The 21,413-nt window shown below is 72.2% G+C and carries 22 protein-coding genes; 12 read left to right on the top strand and 10 right to left on the bottom strand.

Going from position 1 to position 21,413, the window contains the following annotated elements; all coding sequences use genetic code 11:
- Positions 1 to 90 precede the first annotated feature (90 nt).
- Positions 91 to 1,830 (bottom strand): acyl-CoA dehydrogenase, encoded by a 1,740-nt coding sequence (locus B4U46_RS35255; RefSeq protein WP_079432327.1) that lies wholly within the window; start codon positions 1,828 to 1,830, stop codon positions 91 to 93.
- A 360-nt stretch (positions 1,831 to 2,190) separates the two neighbouring features.
- Between B4U46_RS35255 and lpdA the strand changes: the two genes are divergently transcribed.
- Positions 2,191 to 3,582 carry a dihydrolipoyl dehydrogenase gene (gene lpdA / locus B4U46_RS35250; RefSeq protein WP_079432326.1) on the top strand — a complete coding sequence of 464 codons (1,392 nt, stop codon included), beginning with the start codon at positions 2,191 to 2,193 and terminating at the stop codon, positions 3,580 to 3,582.
- A gap of 182 nt (positions 3,583 to 3,764) precedes the next feature.
- Positions 3,765 to 4,373 carry a DUF1772 domain-containing protein gene (locus B4U46_RS35245; RefSeq protein WP_079432325.1) on the top strand — a complete coding sequence of 203 codons (609 nt, stop codon included), beginning with the start codon at positions 3,765 to 3,767 and terminating at the stop codon, positions 4,371 to 4,373.
- Positions 4,374 to 4,380: 7 nt separating this feature from the next.
- On the opposite strand, the gene B4U46_RS35240 is transcribed toward B4U46_RS35245, so the two are convergent.
- Positions 4,381 to 4,878: a DUF1772 domain-containing protein gene (locus tag B4U46_RS35240; protein ID WP_079432324.1), complete on the bottom strand. Its 498-nt coding sequence runs from the start codon at positions 4,876 to 4,878 to the stop codon at positions 4,381 to 4,383.
- A gap of 231 nt (positions 4,879 to 5,109) precedes the next feature.
- On the opposite strand from B4U46_RS35240, the gene gdhA reads away from it, so the two are divergent.
- Complete coding sequence (gene gdhA, locus B4U46_RS35235) at positions 5,110 to 6,459, top strand: NADP-specific glutamate dehydrogenase (protein WP_079432323.1); 1,350 nt, start codon at positions 5,110 to 5,112, stop codon at positions 6,457 to 6,459.
- A gap of 119 nt (positions 6,460 to 6,578) precedes the next feature.
- On the opposite strand, the gene B4U46_RS35230 is transcribed toward gdhA, so the two are convergent.
- A complete protein-coding gene (locus B4U46_RS35230) occupies positions 6,579 to 6,962 on the bottom strand; it encodes a hypothetical protein (protein ID WP_159036900.1) in 384 nt (127 codons plus the stop codon).
- A 213-nt stretch (positions 6,963 to 7,175) separates the two neighbouring features.
- Between B4U46_RS35230 and B4U46_RS35225 the strand changes: the two genes are divergently transcribed.
- From B4U46_RS35225 to B4U46_RS35215, 3 genes are all read left to right on the top strand, one after another.
- Complete coding sequence (locus B4U46_RS35225) at positions 7,176 to 8,534, top strand: AMP-binding protein (protein ID WP_079432321.1); 1,359 nt, start codon at positions 7,176 to 7,178, stop codon at positions 8,532 to 8,534.
- 146 nt (positions 8,535 to 8,680) lie between these two features.
- Positions 8,681 to 9,403 (top strand): alpha/beta fold hydrolase, encoded by a 723-nt coding sequence (locus B4U46_RS35220; RefSeq protein ID WP_079432407.1) that lies wholly within the window; start codon positions 8,681 to 8,683, stop codon positions 9,401 to 9,403.
- Positions 9,404 to 9,515: 112 nt separating this feature from the next.
- The gene (locus B4U46_RS35215; RefSeq protein ID WP_079432320.1) at positions 9,516 to 10,433 is read left to right on the top strand and encodes a DMT family transporter; all 918 of its coding nucleotides are present in this window, start codon (positions 9,516 to 9,518) and stop codon (positions 10,431 to 10,433) included.
- A gap of 706 nt (positions 10,434 to 11,139) precedes the next feature.
- Here the strand turns inward: B4U46_RS35215 and B4U46_RS35205 are convergent.
- A complete protein-coding gene (locus B4U46_RS35205; RefSeq protein ID WP_079432319.1) occupies positions 11,140 to 11,739 on the bottom strand; it encodes a DinB family protein in 600 nt (199 codons plus the stop codon).
- A 102-nt stretch (positions 11,740 to 11,841) separates the two neighbouring features.
- Between B4U46_RS35205 and B4U46_RS35200 the strand changes: the two genes are divergently transcribed.
- The gene (locus B4U46_RS35200; protein ID WP_079432318.1) at positions 11,842 to 12,231 is read left to right on the top strand and encodes a VOC family protein; all 390 of its coding nucleotides are present in this window, start codon (positions 11,842 to 11,844) and stop codon (positions 12,229 to 12,231) included.
- Positions 12,231 to 12,572 (top strand): VOC family protein, encoded by a 342-nt coding sequence (locus tag B4U46_RS35195; RefSeq protein ID WP_079432317.1) that lies wholly within the window; start codon positions 12,231 to 12,233, stop codon positions 12,570 to 12,572. The genes B4U46_RS35200 and B4U46_RS35195 overlap by 1 nt, the downstream gene beginning before the upstream one ends.
- Before the next feature lie 887 nt (positions 12,573 to 13,459).
- Here the strand turns inward: B4U46_RS35195 and B4U46_RS35180 are convergent.
- The 3 genes from B4U46_RS35180 to B4U46_RS35170 form a co-directional block, all read right to left on the bottom strand.
- Positions 13,460 to 14,551 (bottom strand): CU044_5270 family protein, encoded by a 1,092-nt coding sequence (locus B4U46_RS35180; RefSeq protein WP_107438482.1) that lies wholly within the window; start codon positions 14,549 to 14,551, stop codon positions 13,460 to 13,462.
- Positions 14,548 to 15,045 carry an RNA polymerase sigma factor gene (locus B4U46_RS35175; protein ID WP_237293455.1) on the bottom strand — a complete coding sequence of 166 codons (498 nt, stop codon included), beginning with the start codon at positions 15,043 to 15,045 and terminating at the stop codon, positions 14,548 to 14,550. The genes B4U46_RS35180 and B4U46_RS35175 overlap by 4 nt, the downstream gene beginning before the upstream one ends.
- 203 nt (positions 15,046 to 15,248) lie before the next feature.
- Positions 15,249 to 15,716, bottom strand: a complete 468-nt coding sequence (locus tag B4U46_RS35170) for a hypothetical protein (protein WP_079432315.1) — start codon at positions 15,714 to 15,716, stop codon at positions 15,249 to 15,251.
- Between the two features lie 156 nt (positions 15,717 to 15,872).
- On the opposite strand from B4U46_RS35170, the gene B4U46_RS35165 reads away from it, so the two are divergent.
- A complete protein-coding gene (locus B4U46_RS35165) occupies positions 15,873 to 17,141 on the top strand; it encodes a sensor histidine kinase (protein WP_079432314.1) in 1,269 nt (422 codons plus the stop codon).
- Positions 17,132 to 17,779, top strand: coding sequence for a response regulator transcription factor (locus B4U46_RS35160; protein WP_079432313.1), 648 nt, complete (start codon positions 17,132 to 17,134; stop codon positions 17,777 to 17,779). Before B4U46_RS35165 ends, B4U46_RS35160 begins: the two co-directional genes overlap by 10 nt.
- A gap of 15 nt (positions 17,780 to 17,794) precedes the next feature.
- On the opposite strand, the gene B4U46_RS35155 is transcribed toward B4U46_RS35160, so the two are convergent.
- The 3 genes from B4U46_RS35155 to B4U46_RS35145 all read right to left on the bottom strand — a co-directional run bounded on the left by B4U46_RS35155 (position 17,795) and on the right by B4U46_RS35145 (position 19,890).
- Positions 17,795 to 18,322 carry a dihydrofolate reductase family protein gene (locus tag B4U46_RS35155; protein ID WP_079432312.1) on the bottom strand — a complete coding sequence of 176 codons (528 nt, stop codon included), beginning with the start codon at positions 18,320 to 18,322 and terminating at the stop codon, positions 17,795 to 17,797.
- Positions 18,319 to 18,900, bottom strand: coding sequence for a TetR/AcrR family transcriptional regulator (locus tag B4U46_RS35150; RefSeq protein WP_079432311.1), 582 nt, complete (start codon positions 18,898 to 18,900; stop codon positions 18,319 to 18,321). Before B4U46_RS35150 ends, B4U46_RS35155 begins: the two co-directional genes overlap by 4 nt.
- 132 nt (positions 18,901 to 19,032) lie before the next feature.
- Complete coding sequence (locus B4U46_RS35145; RefSeq protein ID WP_123996017.1) at positions 19,033 to 19,890, bottom strand: helix-turn-helix transcriptional regulator; 858 nt, start codon at positions 19,888 to 19,890, stop codon at positions 19,033 to 19,035.
- Positions 19,891 to 20,132: 242 nt separating this feature from the next.
- Here B4U46_RS35145 and B4U46_RS37820 point away from each other — a divergent pair, with 242 nt between their 5' ends.
- Together B4U46_RS37820 and B4U46_RS35140 are read left to right on the top strand one after the other, a co-directional pair.
- Complete coding sequence (locus B4U46_RS37820) at positions 20,133 to 20,519, top strand: hypothetical protein (protein WP_159402158.1); 387 nt, start codon at positions 20,133 to 20,135, stop codon at positions 20,517 to 20,519.
- 5 nt (positions 20,520 to 20,524) lie between these two features.
- Positions 20,525 to 21,373, top strand: coding sequence for a thioesterase II family protein (locus B4U46_RS35140; RefSeq protein WP_237293437.1), 849 nt, complete (start codon positions 20,525 to 20,527; stop codon positions 21,371 to 21,373).
- The last annotated feature ends 40 nt before the right edge of the window (positions 21,374 to 21,413 follow it).

Genomic DNA, 21,413 nt, shown 5'->3' with positions numbered 1-21,413 from the left:
TCCGTAGTGCGCGAGGTCGTGCGGGGGAGATGCTGCGCACCGCGGGTGGAGGCGGACTCAAGAGCGGCTGAATCAGGCCGCGCCCCGCGCTCAGGCGGTGCCGGTCAGCTCGCCCACGTAGTCCTCGCCCGCGATCGGCGCCCCGACCAGCGCGTAGGGGACGCCGAGGGCGTCCGCGAGCTCTTCGGCGTGCGGTTCCAGCCGTGCGCAGAGCCGGTCGAGGAGGGCGGGGATGCCCCGTACCTCGTCCGCGTCCAGCAGCCCCTCGGCCAGGTACCAGCCGTCGTGTTCGGCGAGCTGTTCCAGCGCGTGCAGCGCCAGCAGGTCCCGCAGGACCGCGGCCGCCTCCGGCCCGCTGACGGGATCGGATTCGGCCACCTCCCGCACCGCCTCGCGCACGTTGCCCAGCACCAGCCGGGCCGCGTGCGTCTCGGCCAGCCGCTCGGCCAGGTCGTACAGGCCGTTCCAGGCGTCGAAGGGGGCCAGCCCGCCCTCGGTGGCCTTACGCAGCCCGTCGGCCAGCTCCTGGTGGAGGGTCCGTTCACGGACGGCGGCCAGCGTCTCCCACGTGGCGGGGTCCAGCAGGTCGCGGGAGCCCGCGGCGGGCGCCTCGTCGGCGGGCGGGGTGTAGGCGGTGCCGGCCAGCAGCGCCTGCGCCCCGTCCAGGAGCAGCATCTGGTTGTCGGCGGCGGCCGCGTTGAGCGAGTGCGCCAGCCCCTGGTAGTCGAGGAACCGGTTCGCGGAGAGGAAGCCGAGGGCGCCGCTCGCCGTACGGGCACGGGCGCTGACCCGCTCGGCGATCCGGTCGGTGACCACCTTCATCAGGAAGGTGGTGCGCACCGACCGCGGGGTCAGCGCCGGGGCCTCGGCCGTGGCGGTCGCGGCGGCGACCAGCTGGGCGACGTACGCCCCGGACAGCGCGCCGAACAGGGCCCGCTGCTGGTTGCGGTAGCGGATCACCGGCTGGTCGGCGGCGAACCGGCCGCCGGTGCGCCGCCGGTGGGCGTGGCGCACGGCGACGGCCGCGCTCGCTCCGGCCGTCGCCGCGAGGGCCACGACGGCGGCCTCCCACGCGAACCGGATCAGGCTCAGGGTGCGGCGGGCCCGGATCGCCGGGCTGCCGAAGGGGTCGGTGAAGCCGCCGTCGGCGGTGAGCACGGCGTTGTCACGCAGCCAGAACCGGTAGGGGACGCGCACCCCGTCGAAGGAGACGGCCGCGGCGTCCAGCGGCATCACCGGCGTCGGCGCCAGCGGCCGGACCTCCACGCCGGGCAGGGGCCCGTCCGCGTCGCGCAGCGGCACCAGGAAGCAGAACTCCCCGCACTCGGCGCCGTCCACGACCAGCTGGGCCAGGACCACCGCGAGCCGGGGCACGCCCTCGGCGGCCACGGCGGGCGGGAACTTCACCGCGGCCGGCTCCGGGGTGCGCAGCACGAACTCCTCGCGGGCGGCGTCGTACTCGGCGACGGTGCGCACGGAGGCGTTGCTGTTGCCGTGGCCCAGCTCCGTCATCAGCAGGGCCCCAACCCGCTCGGTCGCCGCGAGCTCCGTCAGCACGTCCGCCAGGTCGTCCCGGCCCGCCCCGAACTCGAGGACCGCTCCGGTGGTCATGCAGTGGTGCAGGAACATCGCGTAGAAGAGGGCCGGATCCGCCACGGCCGACCAGGCGAGGAGCGGGAAGAGCCGCTCGCGGTCCTGGACCAGGGGGACGCCGGAACCGCCCTCGCGCACACGGTCGTTGACCTGCCGCAGCCGCTCGTACGTCAGCGCGAACCGCTCGTCCCAGCCGCCGGAATCCGGCCGGGGACGGAAGACATCGGCCGAAAACACCTCCTCCAGGAACGCCTGCCGCTCCCGCGGGAACGCACCTCCCCGGAGAACGTCCGACCACGCCTGAGAGAACCGACCGCGCACTGTTTACCCCGCCCCGTGCCATGGAACCAATCGAAACGACGGGGAAGGTAACAAGGAACAGCCCAGGTCAGGGCGGTTCTCCGGCGGAGCGGGAGCCACCTCGGAGCCGTCCGAGAGCGCGCCGGGACACACCCTCGACGCGCCCTTGAGAGGCACTGGACCCCGAACCCCGTAGCGCACCCCCAAAACGGGCGCGGGCGGCGGGAGATGAGAGCATGCCGGGAAGGCTGGTCATGCGCTGGTCATGTGCTAGGAGACTGAAAGGTGTCATCAGCAATGGAGAATTCCGCCGACGGCGTGTACGACGTGGTCATCCTCGGTGGCGGTAGCGGGGGCTACTCCTGTGCTCTGCGCGCGACCCAGCTCGGACTGGACGTCGTCCTCATCGAGAAGGGCAAGCTGGGCGGCACCTGCCTGCACAACGGCTGCATCCCGACCAAGGCCCTGCTGCACGCCGGCGAGGTCGCCGACGAACTGCGCCGCAGCGAGTCCTACGGCGTCAAGGCCACCTTCGGCGGCGTCGACATAGCCGGCGTCCACGCGTACAAGGACGGCGTCATCGCCGGCCTCTACAAGGGCCTCCAGGGCACCCTCAAGGCGCGCAAGAACCTCACCCTGGTGGAGGGCGAGGGCCGCCTCGTCTCCCCGACCGAGGTCGAGGTCGGCGGCGTCCGCTACCAGGGCCGCCACGTCGTCCTCGCCACCGGCTCCCAGCCGCGCTCGCTGCCGGGCCTCGCCATCGACGGCAACCGGGTCATCTCCTCCGACCACGCCCTGTTCCTCGACCGGATCCCCGAGTCGGCGATCATCCTCGGCGGCGGGGTCATCGGCGTCGAGTTCGCCTCCGCCTGGAAGTCCTTCGGCGTGGACGTCACCGTCGTCGAGGGCCTGCCCCACCTGGTGCCAGCCGAGGACGTGGACATCTCCAAGTCCCTGGAGCGCGCCTTCCGCAAGCGGAAGATCAAGTTCGAGCTGGGTTCGCGCTTCTCCGGCGTCGAGTACACCGAGTCGGGCGTCCGGGTCTCCCTGGAGAACGGCAAGCAGATCGAGGCCGAGCTGCTGCTCGTCGCCGTCGGCCGCGGCCCGGTCTCCGCCGGCCTCGGCTACGAGGAGACGGGCGTCGCCGTCGAGCGCGGCCACGTCGTCGTGGACGAGCTGCTGCGCACGAACCTGCCCACCGTCTCCGCCGTCGGCGACCTGGTCCCGACCCTCCAGCTGGCCCACGTCGGCTTCGCCGAGGGCATCCTGGTCGCCGAGCGCGTCGCGGGCCTACCCGTGACCCCGATCGACTACGACGGCGTCGCGCGCGTCACGTACTGCGAGCCGGAGATCGCCTCCGTCGGTCTCACCGAGGCGAAGGCCAAGGAGCTCTACGGCGAGGACAAGGTCGTCGTCAGCAAGTTCAACGCCGGCAGCACCGGCAAGAGCAAGATCCTCAAGACGGCGGGCGACGTCAAGCTCGTCCAGGTCGTCGACGGCCCGGTCGTCGGCCTGCACATGATCGGCTCGCGCATGAGCGAGCAGATCGGCGAGGCCCAGCTCATCTTCAACTGGCAGGCCCTGCCGTCGGAGGTGGCGAGCCTCATCCACGCCCACCCGACCCAGACCGAGGCCCTGGGCGAGGCCCACCTGGCCCTCGCGGGCAAGCCGCTGCACGTCCACGGCTGACACCGTGCCGCGCCGCCGCGGCTGATATCCGCCAGGAGACGGGCCGGGGACAACTCCCCGGCCCGTCCGGTGCTTTCGGGGCGAAGCGCTGGTACGCGGGCCGTACGGATGCCAGGATCACAACGCGCGCGGGCACGGGCCCGCCGGTATCCAGCCACCCTGCCCCAGGTGAGGACGTATCCATGAGCCCGGAACACGGCGCGAACACGGAACATGGCGCGAACCCGGAACACGGCACCGGCCCGGAACACGGCCCCGGCCCCGCCGGCGGGGTGAAGTCCGCCGGGGCCGACAGGGCGGCCGGCCCCCTGCTCGCCCTCTCCACCATCCTCATCGGCCTGATGGCGGGCCTCTTCTTCGCCTTCGACGTCTCGGTGATGCCCGGCCTGGCCGCGGGCGACGACCGGACCTACGTCACCGCGATGCAGCACTTCAACGCCGCCATCGACGGCAACGGCCTCTTCGGCACCGTCTTCGTCCTCGCGCTGCTCGCCACCGCCGCCGCGGCCCTCGTCGAGTACCGCAGGGGCCGACGTGGCCCCGCCGTGTGGGCGGGCGCGGCCGCTGTCGCCTACCTCGTCGTCCTGGTGATCACGTTCGCGGTGAACATCCCGCTGAACAACGAGCTCGCCGACGCGGGCGACGCGGCCAAGATGACCGGCTTCGCGGTGGTCGGCAAGTTCAAGGGCACCTGGGTCACCACGAACATCCTGCGCACCCTGCTCTGCACCGCGGCCCTGGCCGCCCTCGCCCGCGCCCTCCTCCTGCACGGCCGCGCCACCCCGCGCTGACCCCCTGCTACGGCTGCCCGTGCAGCGCCAGCGCCCACACCAGCAGCCCGAACGCCGCCGCGCACAGGACCGTGCGCCCCGTGTTCGCCCGCACCCACGGCCCCTCGAACGCCCGCCGCACGGCCGCCGGGTCGGCGATGTCCTCCACCGGTCCGGCCTGCGCCAGGGCGTTGTTCAGCGGGATGTTCACCCGGGCGGTGACCACCACCGCCAGCAGGTAGGCGGCGAACGCCCCCGCCAGCGGCGCCGTCGCGCCTCCCCCTCCGTCCCCCGCCAGCTGCAGGGCCAGGGCGAGCCCGGTGAACACCAGCGCACCCACATAGCCCAACAGGAACCAGCCGTTGAGGATCGCCACGTTGATCCGCTGCATCGCCTCGACCACCGTCCGGTCGCCGGAGGTCCGCAGACCCGGCATCACCGCCACCGTGAACCCGTAGAAGAGGCCGCTGACCAGCCCCGTGGTGATCGTCGCCGCGATCAGTGCCGCGAACCGTGCCGTTTCCATGCAGGTGTCCCCCTCGTGCCCCGCTGACGCGCGCCGTTGACGATCCTACGGTCGTGAACGCGCCACGCACCGTGACGACGACGCCCTTCGGCTCGGCACCGGCTCGTATCGGCTCGGCATCGGCTCGTACCGGCTCAGTAGGCGAGACGCCACCTCCTCAGGTACCCGGTGTCCGGGTACCCTCCCGCCTGGGCCCGCACGCCCGCCCCTGACGCTGGAGAGGAATCAGACGTGACCGACCCGAAGCAGAGGCTGGATGTACTGAGGGCCGACATCGAGCGTCGCAACCCCGCCCAGCCCGAGTTCCACCAGGCCGTACGCGAGGTCCTGGACACCCTGGCGCCCGTGTTCGCCGCGCGTCCCGAGTACGCCGAGGCCGGCCTCGTCGAACGGCTCGTGGAGCCCGAGCGGCAGATCATCTTCCGGGTGCCGTGGACGGACGACCGCGGCCGGGTCCACGTGAACCGCGGCTACCGGGTGGAGTTCAACAGCGCGCTCGGCCCGTACAAGGGCGGCCTGCGCTTCCACCCGTCGGTGGACATCGGCGTGGTGAAGTTCCTCGGCTTCGAGCAGATCTTCAAGAACGCGCTGACCGGTCTGGGCATCGGCGGCGGCAAGGGCGGCAGCGACTTCGACCCGCACGGCAAGTCGGACGCCGAGGTCATGCGCTTCTGCCAGTCCTTCATGACCGAGCTCTACCGCCACATCGGCGAGCACACCGACGTCCCGGCCGGTGACATCGGCGTCGGCGGCCGTGAGATCGGTTACCTGTTCGGCCAGTACCGCCGCATCACCAACCGCTGGGAGGCCGGCGTCCTGACCGGCAAGGGCCAGGGCTGGGGCGGCTCCGAGATCCGCCCCGAGGCCACCGGCTACGGCAGCGTCCTGTTCGCGAGCGAGATGCTGGCGGTCAAGGGCGTCTCCCTGGACGGCCTCACCGCCGTGGTCTCCGGCTCCGGCAACGTCGCCCTCTACACGATCGAGAAGCTCCAGCAGCTCGGCGCCAACCCGCTGACCTGCTCGGACTCCCAGGGCTACGTGGTGGACGACAAGGGCATCGACCTCGCCCTGCTCCGCCAGATCAAGGAGGTCGAGCGCGGCCGCGTCAGCGAGTACGCCGCCCGCCGCGGCTCCTCCGCCCGCTTCGTGCCCGGCGGCCGCGTCTGGGAGGTCCCGGCGGACGTGGCCTTCCCGTCGGCGACCCAGAACGAGCTGGGGGCCGACGACGCCCGCGCGCTCATCGCGAACGGCGTCAAGGCGGTCTCCGAGGGCGCCAACATGCCCACCACCCCGGAGGCGGTCCACCTCTTCCAGGCCGCGGGCGTCGCCTTCGGCCCGGGCAAGGCCGCCAACGCGGGCGGTGTGGCGGTCAGCGCCCTGGAGATGTCCCAGAACGCGGGCCGCTCGGCCTGGTCCCGGGAGCGCGTGGAGGACGAGCTGGCGGGCATCATGCGCGAGATCCACCGCGTCGCCCACGAGACGGCCGCCCGTTACGACGCCCCCGGCGACTACGTGACGGGCGCGAACATCGCGGGCTTCGAGCGCGTCGCGGACGCGATGCTGGCCCAGGGCGTCATCTGACGCACCGTTCCTCTCGCTGACCCTGTTCCCCTCGTTCGCCTCGTTCCCCTCGTTCGCCCCGTTGCCCTCGCCCACCGGGCCCGCACACCCTGCCGGGGTGCGGGCCCGGTCCGGCCCGGTCAGCGGGCGAGCACGGCCGCGGCGGCCGCGACCACGAGCGGCACGGCCGCCGCGAAACCCGCGCGCGGGCGGTTGCCGGGCTCGACGAAGGCGGCGACGAGCAGCAGCACTGCCGCCGGGAGGAACACGAACATCCCGAGGACGACGCCGATCAGCGACCAGGCCAACAGGACCGACCCGACGGCGAGACAGGCGCGGGCGAAGGCCTTCGGACGGTCCACGGTCAGGAGCGGGACGAGAGTCACGGCACCCGTGCCCATGGCGATCCAGAACAGGAAGCCGTGGGTCACGGCGATCCAGAAGCCCGCCCCGAGCACCGCGGCCACCACCCCGGCCACGGCCCAACCCCGCTGCCGAGCGGTCACGTTCTGCTTTTCGCTCACCGACGCCCCCTGTTTTGAACGCATTCAGCTGAACGTGTTCAAAGGTAGCTCATCCTTCGCCCACCGCCACCCCGGGCGGGACCTCCGGGGGGACCTCCGGCGGGACCTCCGGCGGGACCTCCGGGGGGACCTCCGGCGAGACCAGGCGCGCTCGGGCGCGGGTCCGGCCCGGCCACGTACCCTGGCCTCCCACCACCCCCAGGGAGTTACCGCGTGCTGACCGCCCTCGACGGGACCTACGGCGACCGCCCCGACGCCATCGCCGTAGCCGGCCGTACCGCCTCGTACGAGCAACTGCTGGGCGCCGCCCGCGCCGTGGCCGCCGACATCGCCGGCGCCCCCGCCTTCGCCGTCACCGCGACGGCCTCGCTCGAAACCGTCGCCGCCGCGGTCGGCGGACTCCTCGCCGGGGTGCCCTTCGTGCCGCTGCCCCCCGATGCCGGCCCCGCCGAACGCGAGCACGTCCTCCGCGACTCCGGCGCTGTCGAGATCACCGTCGACTTCGCCCGCCGCTCCGACACGACCCCCGGGCCCCGCACCACGAACCCCCAGGACCCGGCGCTCATCCTCTACACCTCCGGCACCACCGGCCCCCCGAAGGGCGTGGTCCTCACCGCCGACGCCCTCGCCGCCGACCTCGACGCCCTCGCCGCCGCCTGGCAGTGGACCGCCGAGGACACCCTCGTGCACGGCCTCCCGCTGTTCCACGTCCACGGCCTCGTCCTCGGCGTACTCGGCGCCCTGCGCACCGGAAGCCGCCTCGTGCACACCGGCCGCCCGACCCCGCAGGCGTACGCCGCCGCGGGCGGCAGCCTGTACTTCGGGGTGCCCACCGTCTGGTCCCGCATCGCCGCCGACCCCGCGGCCGCCGCCGCCCTGTCCGGCGCCCGCCTCCTCGTCTCCGGCAGCGCCGCGCTGCCCGCCCCCGTGTTCCGGGACCTGGAGCGCCTCACCGGCCACCGCCCCGTCGAGCGGTACGGGATGACCGAGACCCTGATCACCGTCAGCGGCCGCGCCGGCGGCGAGGTCCGCCCCGGCACCGTGGGCACCCCGCTCCCCGGCATCCGGACCCGCATCGCCGCCGAGCCGGGCGCCGACATCGGCGAACTCCAGCTGACCGGGCCCACCTTGTTCGCCGGGTACCTGGGCCGCCCGGAGGCGACCGCGGCCGCGTACACCGAGGACGGGTGGTTCCGCACGGGCGACATCGCGGCCGTCGACCCCGAGGACGGGGTCCACCGCATCGTGGGCCGGGCCTCCATCGACATGATCAAGTCGGGCGGCTACCGGATCGGCGCGGGCGAGATCGAGAACGCCCTGCTCGACCACCCCAAGGTGAGCGAGGCCGCCGTCGTCGGAGTCCCCGACACCGACCTCGGGCAGCGGATCGTGGCGTTCGTCGTCGCCGAGGGCGTCACCGGCGCCGAACTGACCGACTTCGTCGCCGCGCACCTGTCCGTGCACAAGCGCCCGCGCGAGGTCCGCTTCGTCGCGTCCATCCCGCGCAACGCGATGGGCAAGCCGCAGAAGAAGCTCCTCCTGACGGACGAAGCCCAGGGGACGGGCCGGTGACCGCGACCAATCCCTGGATCCGCCGCTTCCACCCCCCGGCCGACCCGCACACGGCCCCGGCTCCGACTCCGGCTCCGGTCCCGGTCCCGGCCTCGGCCTCGGCCTCGGTCCCGGTCCCGGCCTCGGTCCCGGTCCCGGCCTCGGCCTTGGTCCCGGCCTCGGTCCCGGTCCCGGTCCTCGTCGTCCTCCCGCACGCCGGCGGCAACGCCTCCTACTACTTCCCGCTCTCCCGCGACCTCGCCCCGCACGCCGAAGTCCTCACCATCCAGTACCCCGGCCGCCAGGAACGGCTCTCGGAGCCCTGCCCCGACACCATCGCCGGACTCGCCGACGGGGTGGAACGGGCCCTGGCGCCCTGGCGGGAACGGCCCCTCGTCCTGTTCGGGCACAGCATGGGCGCGGTCCTCGCGTACGAACTCACCCGCCGCCTGGAGGCCACCGGCGCCGGCCCGCGCGGCCTGATCCTCTCCGGCCGCCGCTCCCCGCTGGTGGCCCGGCACGACGACTTCCACACCCGGGACGACGACGCCCTCCTCGCCCACGTCCAGGCCCTGTCCGGCACCGACGCGGGCCTGCTGGCCGACCCGGAGCTGCGGGCGATGATCCTCCCGGCCCTGCGCAGCGACTACCGCGCCGTCGGAACCTACCGCCACGAGCCGGGACCGCCGCTGCGCACCCCCGTCAGCGTGCTCTGCGGGGAGTCCGACCCGCGGACGAGCGTGGCCGAGGCCATGGGCTGGCGGGAGCTGACGGAGGGCGCCTTCACGTTCCGGGGGTTCCCCGGCGGGCACTTCTACCTGGCCGCCGAGCACGGGGCGGTGACGGCCGCCATCGCCGAGGACCTGAGGGGGTTCACGGGGGTGCGGTGACGGTGGTGTCAGGGCTGTCAGCGCTGTCAGCGCCCTGACAACGCCCTGACATCGGTCCATCGTGCCGGAAAGGCCGTAGGCAAGGCCGAAACGCCTCAATACATTGACGCGCATGGACCAAACGACTGGCGAGTCCAGCATCGACCAACGCGCCCTCGTCGCGGCCTCCGTCACCGTCGCCCTGTGGGCCTCCGCATTCGTGTCCATCCGCGCCTCCGCGGAGCACTACGGCCCCGGCGCGCTCGCGCTGGGCCGCCTCCTGACGGCTTCGGTCGCGCTGGGCGCCGTCCTGCTGGTCAAGCGGGTACCGCTGCCGCCCCGCCAGGCCTGGCCCGGGATCCTGGCGTCCGGGGTGCTGTGGTTCGGGCTGTACATGGTCACGCTGAACTGGGGCGAGCAGGGCGTCGATGCCGGCACCGCCGCCATGGTCGTCAACATCGGCCCGATCGTCATCGCCCTGCTCAGCGGCTGGCTGCTGAAGGAGGGGTTCCCACCGATGCTGCTGGCCGGCATGGGCGTCTCCTTCGCGGGGGCCGTGGTCGTGGGCATGTCCACCTCCAAGGGCGGCACGTCCTCCCTCACCGGGGTGCTGCTCTGCCTGGTCGCCGCGCTCGCCTACGGGGCCGGGGTGGTCTCGCAGAAGCCCGCCCTGCGGCACGCGGACCCGATCCAAGTCACCACGTACGGCTGCTTCGTGGGCACGGCCTGCACCCTGCCCTTCGCCGGCCAGCTCCTGACGCAGCTGCCCCGGGCTCCTCTGTCGGCCACCCTCAACATGGTCTACCTGGGCCTCTTCCCGACCGCCCTGGCCTTCACCACCTGGACCTACGCCCTGTCCCGCACCACGGCGGGCAAGATGGGCGCGACGACGTACGCGGTCCCGGCGGTCGTCGTCCTCATCGCCTGGTTCGCCCTGGACGAGATCCCGGGCGGGCTCACCCTCCTGGGCGGCGCGATCTGCCTGACGGGCGTGGCCGTCTCCCGCAGGCGGTCGAGGGGAGTGGCCCGGGCGGCAGTGGCGGCGAAGTAGCGGAGCCACGGCGGCCCGGTCTCAGAGAGGGGTTGGGGGTTTCCCGTCAGTCTCATCGTCCTTCCGCGTCGGGCCACCCTGTCAAGGGCGCTCCTTCGTCGCGTCGCTCCGCGATCGCCTACGGCGACCCTTGACAGGGCGACCCGCCACGAAAAGCCGAAGACTGCCGGGAAACCCCCAAAAGGACGGCACGGTCGTACCTGGACATCCGGCGGAATCAGCGACCCTTCGAGGTCGTCGGGGGCCGCCTCGCCAAGCATCCGGGCCGACGAGGCAGTTCCTCGGGGCCGCGATCCGCAACAGATCGCTACGCGCTCCTCCCGTCTCAGCGTCCGACGGCGGTCTTGGCCCGCTGCCCGCGCCCAAGGCCAATGGGACCGGCATCCGGGGCCGGTGGGCGCCCCAGATCGCTACGCGCTCCTGATTTCTCGGCGTCCGACGACCGTCCGGGGCCGCTGCCCGCGCCCAAGGCCGACGGGATCGTCATCCGGGGGCGGTGGGCGCCCCAGATCGCTACGCGCTCCGGATTTCTCGGCGTCCGACGGCCGCCTGGGCCCGCTGCCCGCACCAAAGGCCAACCAGACCGGCATCCGGGGCTGGTGGTCACCCCAGATCGCTACGCGGCTTCCCACCTTTCTGCGTCCGGCGGCGGTCTTGGGCTGAGGGCTGATACCCGCAGTCGAGGACGATCAGGACGGCATTCCGGTCAGCTGTCGCCGAACCGGCGAGCCACGCGTTCCAAGCGGCTGCGGTGGCTCTCCCACCAGGACGGGTCCTGCGTCGGCAGGCTGTTCTTGGCCTGCGCTACGCCGACGGATCCGTCGATGAGCTCACGCACGATGTCGGCGTGGCCGGCGTGGCGCTGGGTGTCTGAGATCACGCGCACCAGGACGTGATGCAGTGTCACCGCGCTGCGGTCCTCCGGCCACCACGGGACGTGGCCTACGGCGTCGAGCGTCAGCGAGGCGATCGTGACGTCGGAATGCTCCCAGGCCCGCCGGTAGAGGGCGACGATGTCCTCGCGCGACTCGTCCTCGGCTGCCCACATGTCCGCGTTGGGTTCGGCGTCCTGCGTGTACCACCAGGCGGGTGGCGCGTCGCCGAAGAAAGGTCGGCCGAAGGTGTCACCGAAGTACCCCAGCTCGACACCGGCGGCGTGTTTGACCAGCCCCAGCAAGTTCGTACCGGTGGGGGTGAGCGGGCGGCGGACGGCGTAGTCCGAGAGGCCTTCCAGCTTCCAGACCAGGGCCTCCCGACCCTCCTGGAGGTAGCGGAGGAGTTCGGTCTTGGGGTCGTGTGCGGTCATGCCGACGAGCCTCCCACCCGGCACTGACAGCCGGGCTGTCACATCCGCCGTTCGGCATCCGTCAGTGAAGCAACACCGACCAACGGACGGAAGGACAGCACGATGCTGACCAACCTCATGTACGTCACCCTCTACGTCAGCGACCAGGACCGCGCCCTGCGCTTCTACACGGAACAACTCGGCCTGGAGAAGCGCATCGACTACCCGGGCCCTGACGGCCGCTTCCTCACGGTCGCGGCCCCCGGCAGCCCGGTCGAGATCATCCTGTGGGCGCACGGCTCGGCCGCGGGACAGCCGGCCGAGGTCCAGGCGGGCGGAACGCCCGGGCCGGTCATCCTCGAGTCGGACGACCTGCGGGAGGACTTCAAGGTCTTCCGCGACCGCGGGGTGAGCTTCGACGGGGAGCCGGTGGACTACGGGTTCGGCATCCGCGTCGAAGCGCTGGACCCGGACGGCAACCAGATCTCGCTGCGCCAGCGGGCAGCCGGCTGATGAAGATCGATTCGGTGATCGCGCGCCAGAACGTCGACGACCTGGAAGGGGCCCTCCCCTTCTACGAGCGGCTGACCGGCCGCAAGGCCGAACGCTTCGCGTTCGCCGGTGTCCACCTGGCGAGCGTGGGCCCCTTCCTCCTCTTCTCCGGCCCGGAGGAGGCGGTGCGCAGGATCGCCTCCGTCTGCGCCACCCTGACGGTCGACGATCTGGCCGCCGCCGTCGAGGAGGCGACGGCAGCCGGCGCCACCGTCGTCACCCCACCCCAACCCACCCCCAACGGCCACCGAGCCATTCTCAGACACCCCCACGGCGGCGTATACGAATACGTCGGCCCCTGACCCCTGCTGCCAGCCGATCCCCGCTCCATGGCCAACCACCTACACGCGTCCTCCGTCCCCTCGGCGGCCGGGACGCCGGGCGCACCCCGCGTGACGGCGTCTGGTCCGGATGCCCGCCCCAGACGGCCGTGGGGCGCCGAGATCTGGGCAGCGCGTAGCGATCTCATGCGCCTGGGTGCTCCGCAGGGCGATTTCTTCGTCATCCCGTGCGGGTAGCAACCCCAGGCGGGCGGCGGACGCCGAGACGGGAGGAGCGCGTAGCGATCTGTCGCGGATCGCGGCCCCGATGCACTGGCTCCTCGGCCCGGATGCTTGGTGAGGCGGCCCCCGACGACCCCGGAGGGGCGCTGATCCCGCCGGATGTCTCAGGTACGACCGTGCCGTCCTTTTGGGGGTTTCCCGGCAGTCTTCGGCTTTTCGTGGCGGGACGGCCTGTCAAGGGTCGCCGTAGGCGATCGCGGAGCGACGCGACGAAGGAGCGCCCTTGACAGGGTGGCCCGACGCGGAAGGACGATGAGACTGACGGGAAACCCCCAACCGATCTCTGAGACCGCCCAGCCGGGACCCCGGCGGCCACCCGCCCCGCCCAGCCCCGCCCCTCAGCAGGCCACCACGTTCGCCACCGCCGTGGTGCGACTTGGTGTACGTGGCCGCGGCGATGCGCTCGTCACCGGTGAGGTCGGCGAGATCGCATCCGTAGAGGGTCGCGAGCCGGATGAGCATCGGCAGGCGGGGCATCCCGATGGCACCCGTCTCGATTCTCTTGACTCACTCCGATGAGCGGCCGACGAGGCCGGCGGCGGCGGGCCGGGTCAGCCCTGCTCTGTCCCTCGCCGTGCGGGCATGCGGACACTCCGTTCCTGGCCTCGGCCTCGGCATGCAGCAAGCTACTCCCGTTCGGCGAACTCGGGTCGTAGTCCCGCGGTTTGGGATTTCCCCTGTTCAGCGGTTTCGCTACGCGCTCCTGTCCCTTCGGCGTCGGGTGCCTGTCCTGCGTTGTCCGTTACGTTCCGGCTGATGATGGCCACGGACGTCACCGCGGTTCCGGCCTTCCCCCACGCACTGTCCTTGAGCGTCACGGTGCGCTCGCCGAGCAGGCGCAGGCTGTTCTTGTCGAAGATCCACTCGGTGCGCTCGCCGTTGTGGACGCGTGCGATGGCGACGCCTGAACGTCCAGCGGCATCCGTAGCCTCAGGTACCAGAACGACGCCAGGGATGCGGGCCGCAGCCCGGTAGAGGGCTGCGCCCACTCCAGGCGGCGCTTCGACGGTCCGGAGCAGATCACCGATGGCTACGAAGGCCTCCTGATCGGGACCGGTCGTCGATCCGGAGTCGCCGCCGTGGTTGAGGCGCGTGTCGCCGTAAATCACTTCCAGCAGTTGGCCGGGATCGGTTGGAAGAGTCTCCAGGAAGCGGTACGTGGGGCCGTTGATGGTGACTTTCCTCTTGTTCGGCGCCGGATCGGTCTTCTCGCCCTCGTGGTTGCGTGTGAGCGTGCCGGCTGATCCGTCGACGGAGACCCAGCGCTCGGCGGACTCGTCTGTGCGAGCGGCCGTCATGCCTCCGCCCTTGGCTTCCGACAGGGCGGTGGAGTACCCCTTCGTCCTGGTGTACAAGAACTGTCCGTCGCGGACGCTCGGAGCAGGAGCCGTCTGGGCCGCAAGGGCTACACGATCCAGCAGCTGGACGGCGGCCGGCTCGGGTCGAGCTGTAGCGGGTTGGTGGTTGGAGCCCCCAACGGTGAGGGTCACTGCCAGGGCGGCAGCGCAGGTCGCGGCACCTGCCGCCAGGAACAGGGCCATTCGATGCCGGGATCGCACCCGAACAGGCTGAGAGTCGTTCGAGATCTCGCGCAGGACGTGCTCCTTGATCCGGTCGTGGCCGTGGAAAGGCAGATCGGCGTTGGAAAGGCCGGGCAGACTCCGGGTGATGTCCGCGCGACCGTTCGAGTCGAGTCGTGCGCCGTCGGAGGAGTTCACAGGCTTCCTTCCCGTGTGGCTTGGGATGCAGGGAGACGTCTCGAGTCCGGCGGCTCGGCGAGGTAAGAGGCGGTGAGCTTCTGGAGGCGGGTCCGGGCGCGCGAGAGCCGGGATCGCACAGTGCCGACCGATGTTCCACATGCCTGCGCTACCTCCGCGTGACTGAGGCCAGACCACACGGAGAGAAGAAGAACCTCACGATCCGCGTGCCGCAGCCGACTCAGAACCGCCAAGGCGGCTGAGGCTTGTGCCGCGTCGGCGATGCGGGACACGACCGCATCTGCCACGTCGGGAACGGTGCCGGGCGGTGGCAGGCGGGCTATCGCGTCCCTGTGCCTCCGTGCGGCTCGGCGGGAGTTGCGGATCACGTTGGTGGCGATCCCGAAGAGCCAGGCCCGATGGCTGGCAACCTGATCGAACGAGTCGCGGAGCCGCCATGCCTCAAGGAACGTGAGGGAGACGATGTCGTCGGCCCCGGCATGGTCAGCGGTCATGCGGATGGCATGCGCGTACACGGCGTGTGCGTGAGCGTCATAGATTTCCGCAAACAGTTGGTGGTCCACACTGCGTAGTGTTCGCAGAGCGCACCCCGTTGCATGTGGTTTGCGTCACATGTCTGACGGTGTTGTGGGTGGTCGACGTGTGCCGCAGCCGTCAGGGTCGCGGGCCCGGGCCTGGAGCGCGGCCGGGCAGGCACTCAGCGGGACTTCGGCTTCGGGAACGCGGCTCGCAGGGGCGGGGTGCGCATCGTGAGGGCGATGCGGAGGGGCGGGAGGACGCAGGCGGTTTGTAGCGCCGCGTACCACCACGGGCAGACGCCCGGGATCAGGTCGACGCCGGTGATCGCGATCGGGAAGACGACCGTGAGGGTGCGCAGGCGGTCGTAGGCGCGGCGGGAGCCGTGGGCGGTGGCGAGGGTCAGGCGGTGGAGGAGCACCGCGATGAAGGGGAGCAGGACCGCCCGGGTCCACATGAACGGGTTCACCATGTGGCCCGTGCTCGCGACCGCGACGACCGCGAGGAGGGCGGCGGTGCTGAGGGCGGCGTACACCTTGACGGCGGTGCGCGTCGTGGCGAAGGCGGTCTGGGCGGCGGGGGTTTCGAGGAGGGCCGGGGTGGTGGGGGCGGTGGTGGTCGGCGGCGTGGTGTTCGCGTTGGTTTCCATGGAGGGGACGCTACGGAGCGGCCGTACGGCACGGTATCGGCCTGGGCCCACAGGGGGGTGGGGGTAGCCCCACTCCCTGCCCGAGCTGGGGGTTCGCGGGACGTGGGCGGTGCACAGTGGGGGAGTGGGGTAGTCGAGCGAGGACGAGGGGGAGGCATGGGGCGTACGGGGGCCTGGGTGGTGCGGGCCGGGGTCGGGGTGGGGCGGGCGGTCGTCGCCGTCGGGGTCTGCATGCCGGTGCCCCTGGTGTGGGCCGCCGCGGTGGGGCTGGGGGTGTGGTGCGGGGCGGAGCATCCGTGGTCGTGGATCGGGCCCGCCGTCATCGTGTGCGCGGGCCCGCTCGCCCTGGCGCAGAGCGTCTGCCGGGCCGTTCGGGCGCTCGTCGCGCGGTGGACCGGTGCCGCGATACCCGGCGGGTACCGGGAGGCCGGGCCGGTGATGCAGCTGTCCACCGGGTACTGGTGGAACGGCTTCAGCTACGAACGCAGCCGCCGCGACGCCGTCATGGACCAGCGGATGCGCCTGTGGTGGAGCGACCCCGCCACCTGGCGGGACCTGCGGTTCGCCGTCATCGCGCCCTTCACCGCCGGGCTGGTCGCCGCCCTCCCGCCGGCCGCGCTCGCCGTGGCGGTCCTCAGGCTGGCCGGCGTCGAGCCGGCCGGGGCCGGGACCGCCGCCCGCCTGACCGGGGCCGGCGCGCTGGCCGTGGCCGTCGGCGCCGCCCCGTACGCCTGGCGGTCCCTGCACCGGGTCGCCGTCCGCTTCCTCGGCCCCTCCTCCGCGATGCTGCTCGCCGAACGCGTGGACGAGCTGACCTCCCAGCGCGCCGACGCCACCGTCGCGCAGGCCGCCGAGATCCGCCGCATCGAGCGGGACCTCCACGACGGCGCGCAGGCCCGCCTCGTCGCGCTCGGGCTCTGCCTGGCCACCGCCGAGGCGCTGATGGACCGGGACCCCGGGCAGGCCAAGGCGCTGATGCGGGAGGCGCGGGCCGGGGCCACCGCCTCGCTGACCGAACTCCGCGAGCTCATCCGGGGGATCAGCCCGCCGGTCCTCAGCGAGCGCGGCCTCGTCGACGCCGTGCGCGCGCTCGCGCTGGACGTCCCGCTCGACGTGGCCGTCAGGGCCGACGGCCCGCTGCGCCTGGACCAGCCGATCGAGTCCGCCCTCTACTTCGGCGTCGCCGAGCTCCTCACCAACGCGGTCAAGCACGCCGGGGCCGGCCGGGCGCACGTCTGCCTCGTCCGCGACGAGACGGGCATCGTCGTGGAGGTCGAGGACGACGGCCGCGGCGGGGCCGACGTCCTCCCCGGCGGCGGCCTCGCGGGCCTGCGCCGCCGCCTCGCCGTCTTCGACGGCACGCTGGTGGTCACCAGTCCCCACGGCGGCCCGACCCGTGCCAGGATGGTGGTGCCATGCGCATAGCCGTAGCCGAAGACCTGTACCTGCTGCGCGACGGGATGGTCCGCCTGATCGAGGCGTTCGGGCACGAGGTGGTGGCCACGGCCGCCACCGGGCCCGAGACCCTCGACGTCCTGCGGACGCACCGCCCGGACGTGTCCGTCGTCGACGTCCGCATGCCGCCGACGCAGTCGGACGAGGGCCTGCGCGCGGCCCTCACCGCCCGCGCCGAGATCCCCGGGCTGCCCGTCCTGGTCCTCTCCCAGCACGTCGAACAGCTCTACGCCCGCGAACTGCTGGCGGACGGCACCGGCGGGGTCGGCTACCTGCTCAAGGAGAGCGTGTTCGACGCGGACCAGTTCATCGGCTCCCTGGAACGGGTCGCGGCGGGCGGCACCGCCATGGACCCGGCCGTCATCGCGAAGCTGCTGTCGGGCAGCGCCCCCGACCGCGGGCTGGGGCGCCTCACCGAGCGCGAGCGCTCCGTGCTGGCCCTGATGGCGGAGGGCCTGTCCAACCACGCCATCGCCCGCCGCCTGTTCCTCAGCGAGGGCGCGATCAGCAAGTACACGACCTCCCTGTTCGGCAAACTCGGCATCACGGACGACGACGACACCAACCGCCGCGTCCGCGCCGTCCTCACCTACCTGAACGCTGCGTGACGCGTCGTCGAGGCGCTACTTCTGCACGGTGTAGCGCAGTTGGGCGAAGCCGCCGACCTCGGTGGCCGAGTCCAGGCGGAGGGGTACGTCCTCGGTCAGCTCGCCGAAGAGCCGGTGACCGGCCCCGATCAGGACCGGGGCGACGCTGATGACGAACGCGTCGACGCGCCCCGCGCGGACGAAGCTCTGGACGAGGCGTCCGCCGTCGGGGTAGACGTGCTTGATCCCGCGCCGGTCGAGGTCGGCGAGGAGTGCGTCCATGTCGCGGTAGACGGTGATGCGCGGGTCGGCGTCCTCGGGAAGGGTGGTGCTCAGGACGCCTACGTGGCGGTCGCCGTAGTGCCAGTTCTCCTCGCCGAAGCCGATGACCTTCTCATAGGTGCTGCGGCCCATGACCACGGCGTCGACCGAGTCGAGGAACGTGAAGAAGCCCAGGTCGCCGGCCTTCTCGCCGCGTGAGGTCAGCCATTCGATGTCGTCGTCGGGGCGGGCTATGTATCCGTCGAGGCTGGTGCCGATGAAGACGGTGGCGCTGAAGGTCAAGAGGTCCTCCGGAGCAGGTGGTCGAGGTCGTCGTGGAGCAGGCCGGCGGGATCGCCTTCGCCGGTGAGGGCCCAGCGCAGCAGGGAGCCGTCGGAGGTGACCTTCACGGCGCGGGCGAGGCGCGGCACGTCGGTGCCGGCCGGGAGCTCGCCTTTCGTCACGGCTTCGGCGAGCAGCTCTCGCAGCGCCGTGTCCACCGCGTGGGTGTGGGCGGCGGCGTGGACGCGGAACTCGGGGTCGGACAGGTCGAGTTGGAGCATGCCGAGGTGGTTGGCCAGCTCCTCGGGGGTGGACATGCGGCGGGCGGACTCGTCGGCCACCGCGTGCAGTGCCGCCAGGGGCGAGTCGTGCGCGGCCCGCGCGTTGCGGTACGGCGCGGCGGCGTTGGCGGCGGCGTCCGCGGCGAACGCCAGGAGCAGGCCCCGCTTGGAGCCGAAGCGCTGCGACAGGGTCGCCGGGGAGACGCCCGCCTCGGCGCCGACGTGAGCCAGGGTGAGCCTGCCGGGGCCGTGGGCGCCGATGGCGCGGCTGGTGGCGGCGAGGATGTCGGTGTCGCTGGTGGTGCGTGGTCGCGGCATCGGATCCTCCTCTCGTGCTCTCGTGGCTGCCGACTTTAGCACGTTAGTAAATGGCGGTTCATTTATTAACGAGGCCAGCCGGCCGGCCGGGTCAGGCGAGGCCGTCGACTCCCCGCCTACGACTACCTCCCGTCACACCACGAACGTGGCCTCGTTGCGCCCCAGGAGGTACCCGAGCTGTAATCGGTTGTGTGCGCCGAGTTCCTGCTTGATGGCCGCGATATGGGCCTGGAGGGAACGCTCGCTGATCCCTATGCGGCGTGCGATCGCCTTGTCCGAGTAACCTTCCACCAGCAGCCGGCTGATCGACTCCCGGATCGCCGGGACGACCTCGTCGGCTGCCTTCGCGGCGTGCAGGGGGACGAAGGGAAAGGGTTTCGCCCGGTCCCAGGCCTTGTCGAACGTGTCGCGGAGAAATCGTACGATGGTCGGTTCGGTAATCGAGATCGCCGTGGTACGGTCCTCGTTCGCGGAAATGAACGCGACGTCGTCCACGATGATCAAACGGTCGAAGAATTCCTCGAGCGTGCGGACCTGGGCCCCGTATTCCGTGACGGCGCGGACGTATTCCTTCGTCGCCTCGTCGAATCTCGTGGTGTGCTGATACAGGGTCCGCATCGCGATCCCCGCCGAGATTTGCCGGCGTACGGATTCCAGCGCGTCCTTCAGCACCGCGCTCGGCCGTGCCCCGTCGGGCTGCGCGGTGAGGATGTCCCGCCGGACCGAGCCCAGGGCCTCGTTGATCGCCGTCGAGATGCTGCCCAGGCCGTGCAGGTACCGCACGCCGGGCCCGACCACCTCCTCGGCCGGGGCCGCCGCGGCGGTGGCCGCCGGGGCGGGGAGTGCCGCCTGCTGCGCGGCTTCCTGCGCCAGCAGGCCCAGGTGCGTTGCGAGTTCCCGCAAGAAGGCCTGCGGTTCCCCCGCCGCGGCCCTGCACAGCTCCTCAGGTGCACCGCTCTGTGCGGTTTTGACGTATTTGACTACGTCCACTACCCACCCCTGTCTGTCCGGTATGGAGCTGTTTGCTGCGGTTGAGACCCCGTGGGTTCCCGCAATGCGTAAACCGGAGCCATCGTAGGTCTAGTTCCTCTCGAGCGGGCAGGGGAGATTTGGTCTCACCGCAGGAACGAACACCGAGAAGGCGCCCCGGAGATCGAGACCACCCGGATACCGCCTCGGTTTGGCGTTCCTGGAATGTCCGAACGCGAAACGACTCGAGGGGACTGGGCAAAATGGGGAAGAACCGCATGGTGACTCGTCCGGCCAACCGTGTTTCGGGAATCCGCGGACGCGTGGTTCTCGCGACGGCCGGCGTGGCCCTCGGGCTCGGCGCGGCGGTCGCAGGTCTCGCCGTCCAGGCCGCCGAGGGCGGCTCCCCCGCCGGCTCGGCCAGCCACCTGCGTTCCGGCGACGTCGGCTGGAACCTGGTGAACCCGCACGTCGTCGCCGGTGAGAACGGTGAGGCGGGCGACGTCGGGTGGAACAACCCGCAGCCCGCCACCACCCCGCGCCCACCCCGAGCTCCTCCGACGACGTTGGCTGGAACTGATCGCCCACCGACGCCCCGTCCTGCACTGCATCCCCTCCCGCCACTGACCGCCCGGCAAAGGAATGGCTGATCCTCGTGGTTGCCTCACCCTGGTTCCTGACCTCCGAGACCGCCGCGGGACTTGACTCCGATGCCGTCCGTGTCTACTGCTTCGCACACGCCGGCGGGAACCCCCGCACCTTCCTCGGATGGCAGCCCGCCCTGGAGCCCGACGCCCTGGTCGCGGCCGTCTGCCCGCCCGGCCGGGGGCACCGCTTCCGCGAACCGGCCCCGGCCTCCCTCGCGGCCCTCGCCGACGGCGCCGCGGCAGCCATCGCCCGCACCGAGGACCGCCGGGGCAGCCGGGCCCTGCCGCCCTTCCTGCTCTTCGGCCACAGCTTCGGCGCCGCCCTGGCCTTCGAGGTGGCCCGCCGCCTCGACGGCGTACCCGGCCTCGCCGGCCTCGTCGCCTCCGGGTGCGCGGCCCCCTCCCTGCTGCCCACCCCCCGCGTCGTGGAGACGGCCCGCCTGGAGGGACGCGCCTTCGCCGAGGCCGTCGGCTTCTTCGGCGGGCTGCCGCCCGAGGTGGTGCGGGACGAGGCCCTGCAGGAACTCCTCCTGCCCCACCTCAAGGCCGACTTCCGCATGGTCGCCGCCCACCGCCACCGCCCGGGCCCGCCGCTGACCGTCCCGGTCACCCTCCTCAACGGCACCGACGACCCGCACGTCAGCCCTGCCGCGCTCGACCCCTGGTCCCGGGAGTGCGCCGCCCCGCCCGAACGCCACTGGGCGGCCGGCGGCCACTTCTACTTCGAGGACCGGCCGGACGCCGCGACCTCCCTCCTGCGCTCCCTCGCACACACGGCGGCGGCATCGGCCAAGGTGACGAAGCCGGCCGCCTCCCGACCGACCGTCCCTGGTGATCAGTACGTTGAGCTGATCTGACGGCCCGCCCGACGTACGACGGCACCCCTGCGAGGACCCC

Source organism: Streptomyces katrae (assembly GCF_002028425.1).
Classification (GTDB): Bacteria; Actinomycetota; Actinomycetes; order Streptomycetales; family Streptomycetaceae; genus Streptomyces; species Streptomyces katrae_A.
This window is presented reverse-complemented; position numbering and strand designations above follow the sequence as displayed.

What these genes read in the sequence shown, in the direction of transcription:
- B4U46_RS35175 (WP_237293455.1), bottom strand. Translation starts at nt 15,045, where the DNA reads ATGACCGCTGACCATGCCGGGGCCGACGACATCGTCTCCCTCACGTTC.
- B4U46_RS35170 (WP_079432315.1), bottom strand. Translation starts at nt 15,716, where the DNA reads ATGGAAACCAACGCGAACACCACGCCGCCGACCACCACCGCCCCCACC.
- B4U46_RS35195 (WP_079432317.1), top strand. Translation starts at nt 12,231, where the DNA reads ATGAAGATCGATTCGGTGATCGCGCGCCAGAACGTCGACGACCTGGAA.
- B4U46_RS35205 (WP_079432319.1), bottom strand. Translation starts at nt 11,739, where the DNA reads ATGACCGCACACGACCCCAAGACCGAACTCCTCCGCTACCTCCAGGAG.
- B4U46_RS37820 (WP_159402158.1), top strand. Translation starts at nt 20,133, where the DNA reads ATGGGGAAGAACCGCATGGTGACTCGTCCGGCCAACCGTGTTTCGGGA.
- B4U46_RS35245 (WP_079432325.1), top strand. Translation starts at nt 3,765, where the DNA reads ATGAGCCCGGAACACGGCGCGAACACGGAACATGGCGCGAACCCGGAA.
- B4U46_RS35215 (WP_079432320.1), top strand. Translation starts at nt 9,516, where the DNA reads ATGGACCAAACGACTGGCGAGTCCAGCATCGACCAACGCGCCCTCGTC.
- lpdA (WP_079432326.1), top strand. Translation starts at nt 2,191, where the DNA reads ATGGAGAATTCCGCCGACGGCGTGTACGACGTGGTCATCCTCGGTGGC.
- B4U46_RS35150 (WP_079432311.1), bottom strand. Translation starts at nt 18,900, where the DNA reads ATGCCGCGACCACGCACCACCAGCGACACCGACATCCTCGCCGCCACC.
- B4U46_RS35160 (WP_079432313.1), top strand. Translation starts at nt 17,132, where the DNA reads ATGCGCATAGCCGTAGCCGAAGACCTGTACCTGCTGCGCGACGGGATG.
- B4U46_RS35200 (WP_079432318.1), top strand. Translation starts at nt 11,842, where the DNA reads ATGCTGACCAACCTCATGTACGTCACCCTCTACGTCAGCGACCAGGAC.
- B4U46_RS35240 (WP_079432324.1), bottom strand. Translation starts at nt 4,878, where the DNA reads ATGGAAACGGCACGGTTCGCGGCACTGATCGCGGCGACGATCACCACG.
- B4U46_RS35165 (WP_079432314.1), top strand. Translation starts at nt 15,873, where the DNA reads ATGGGGCGTACGGGGGCCTGGGTGGTGCGGGCCGGGGTCGGGGTGGGG.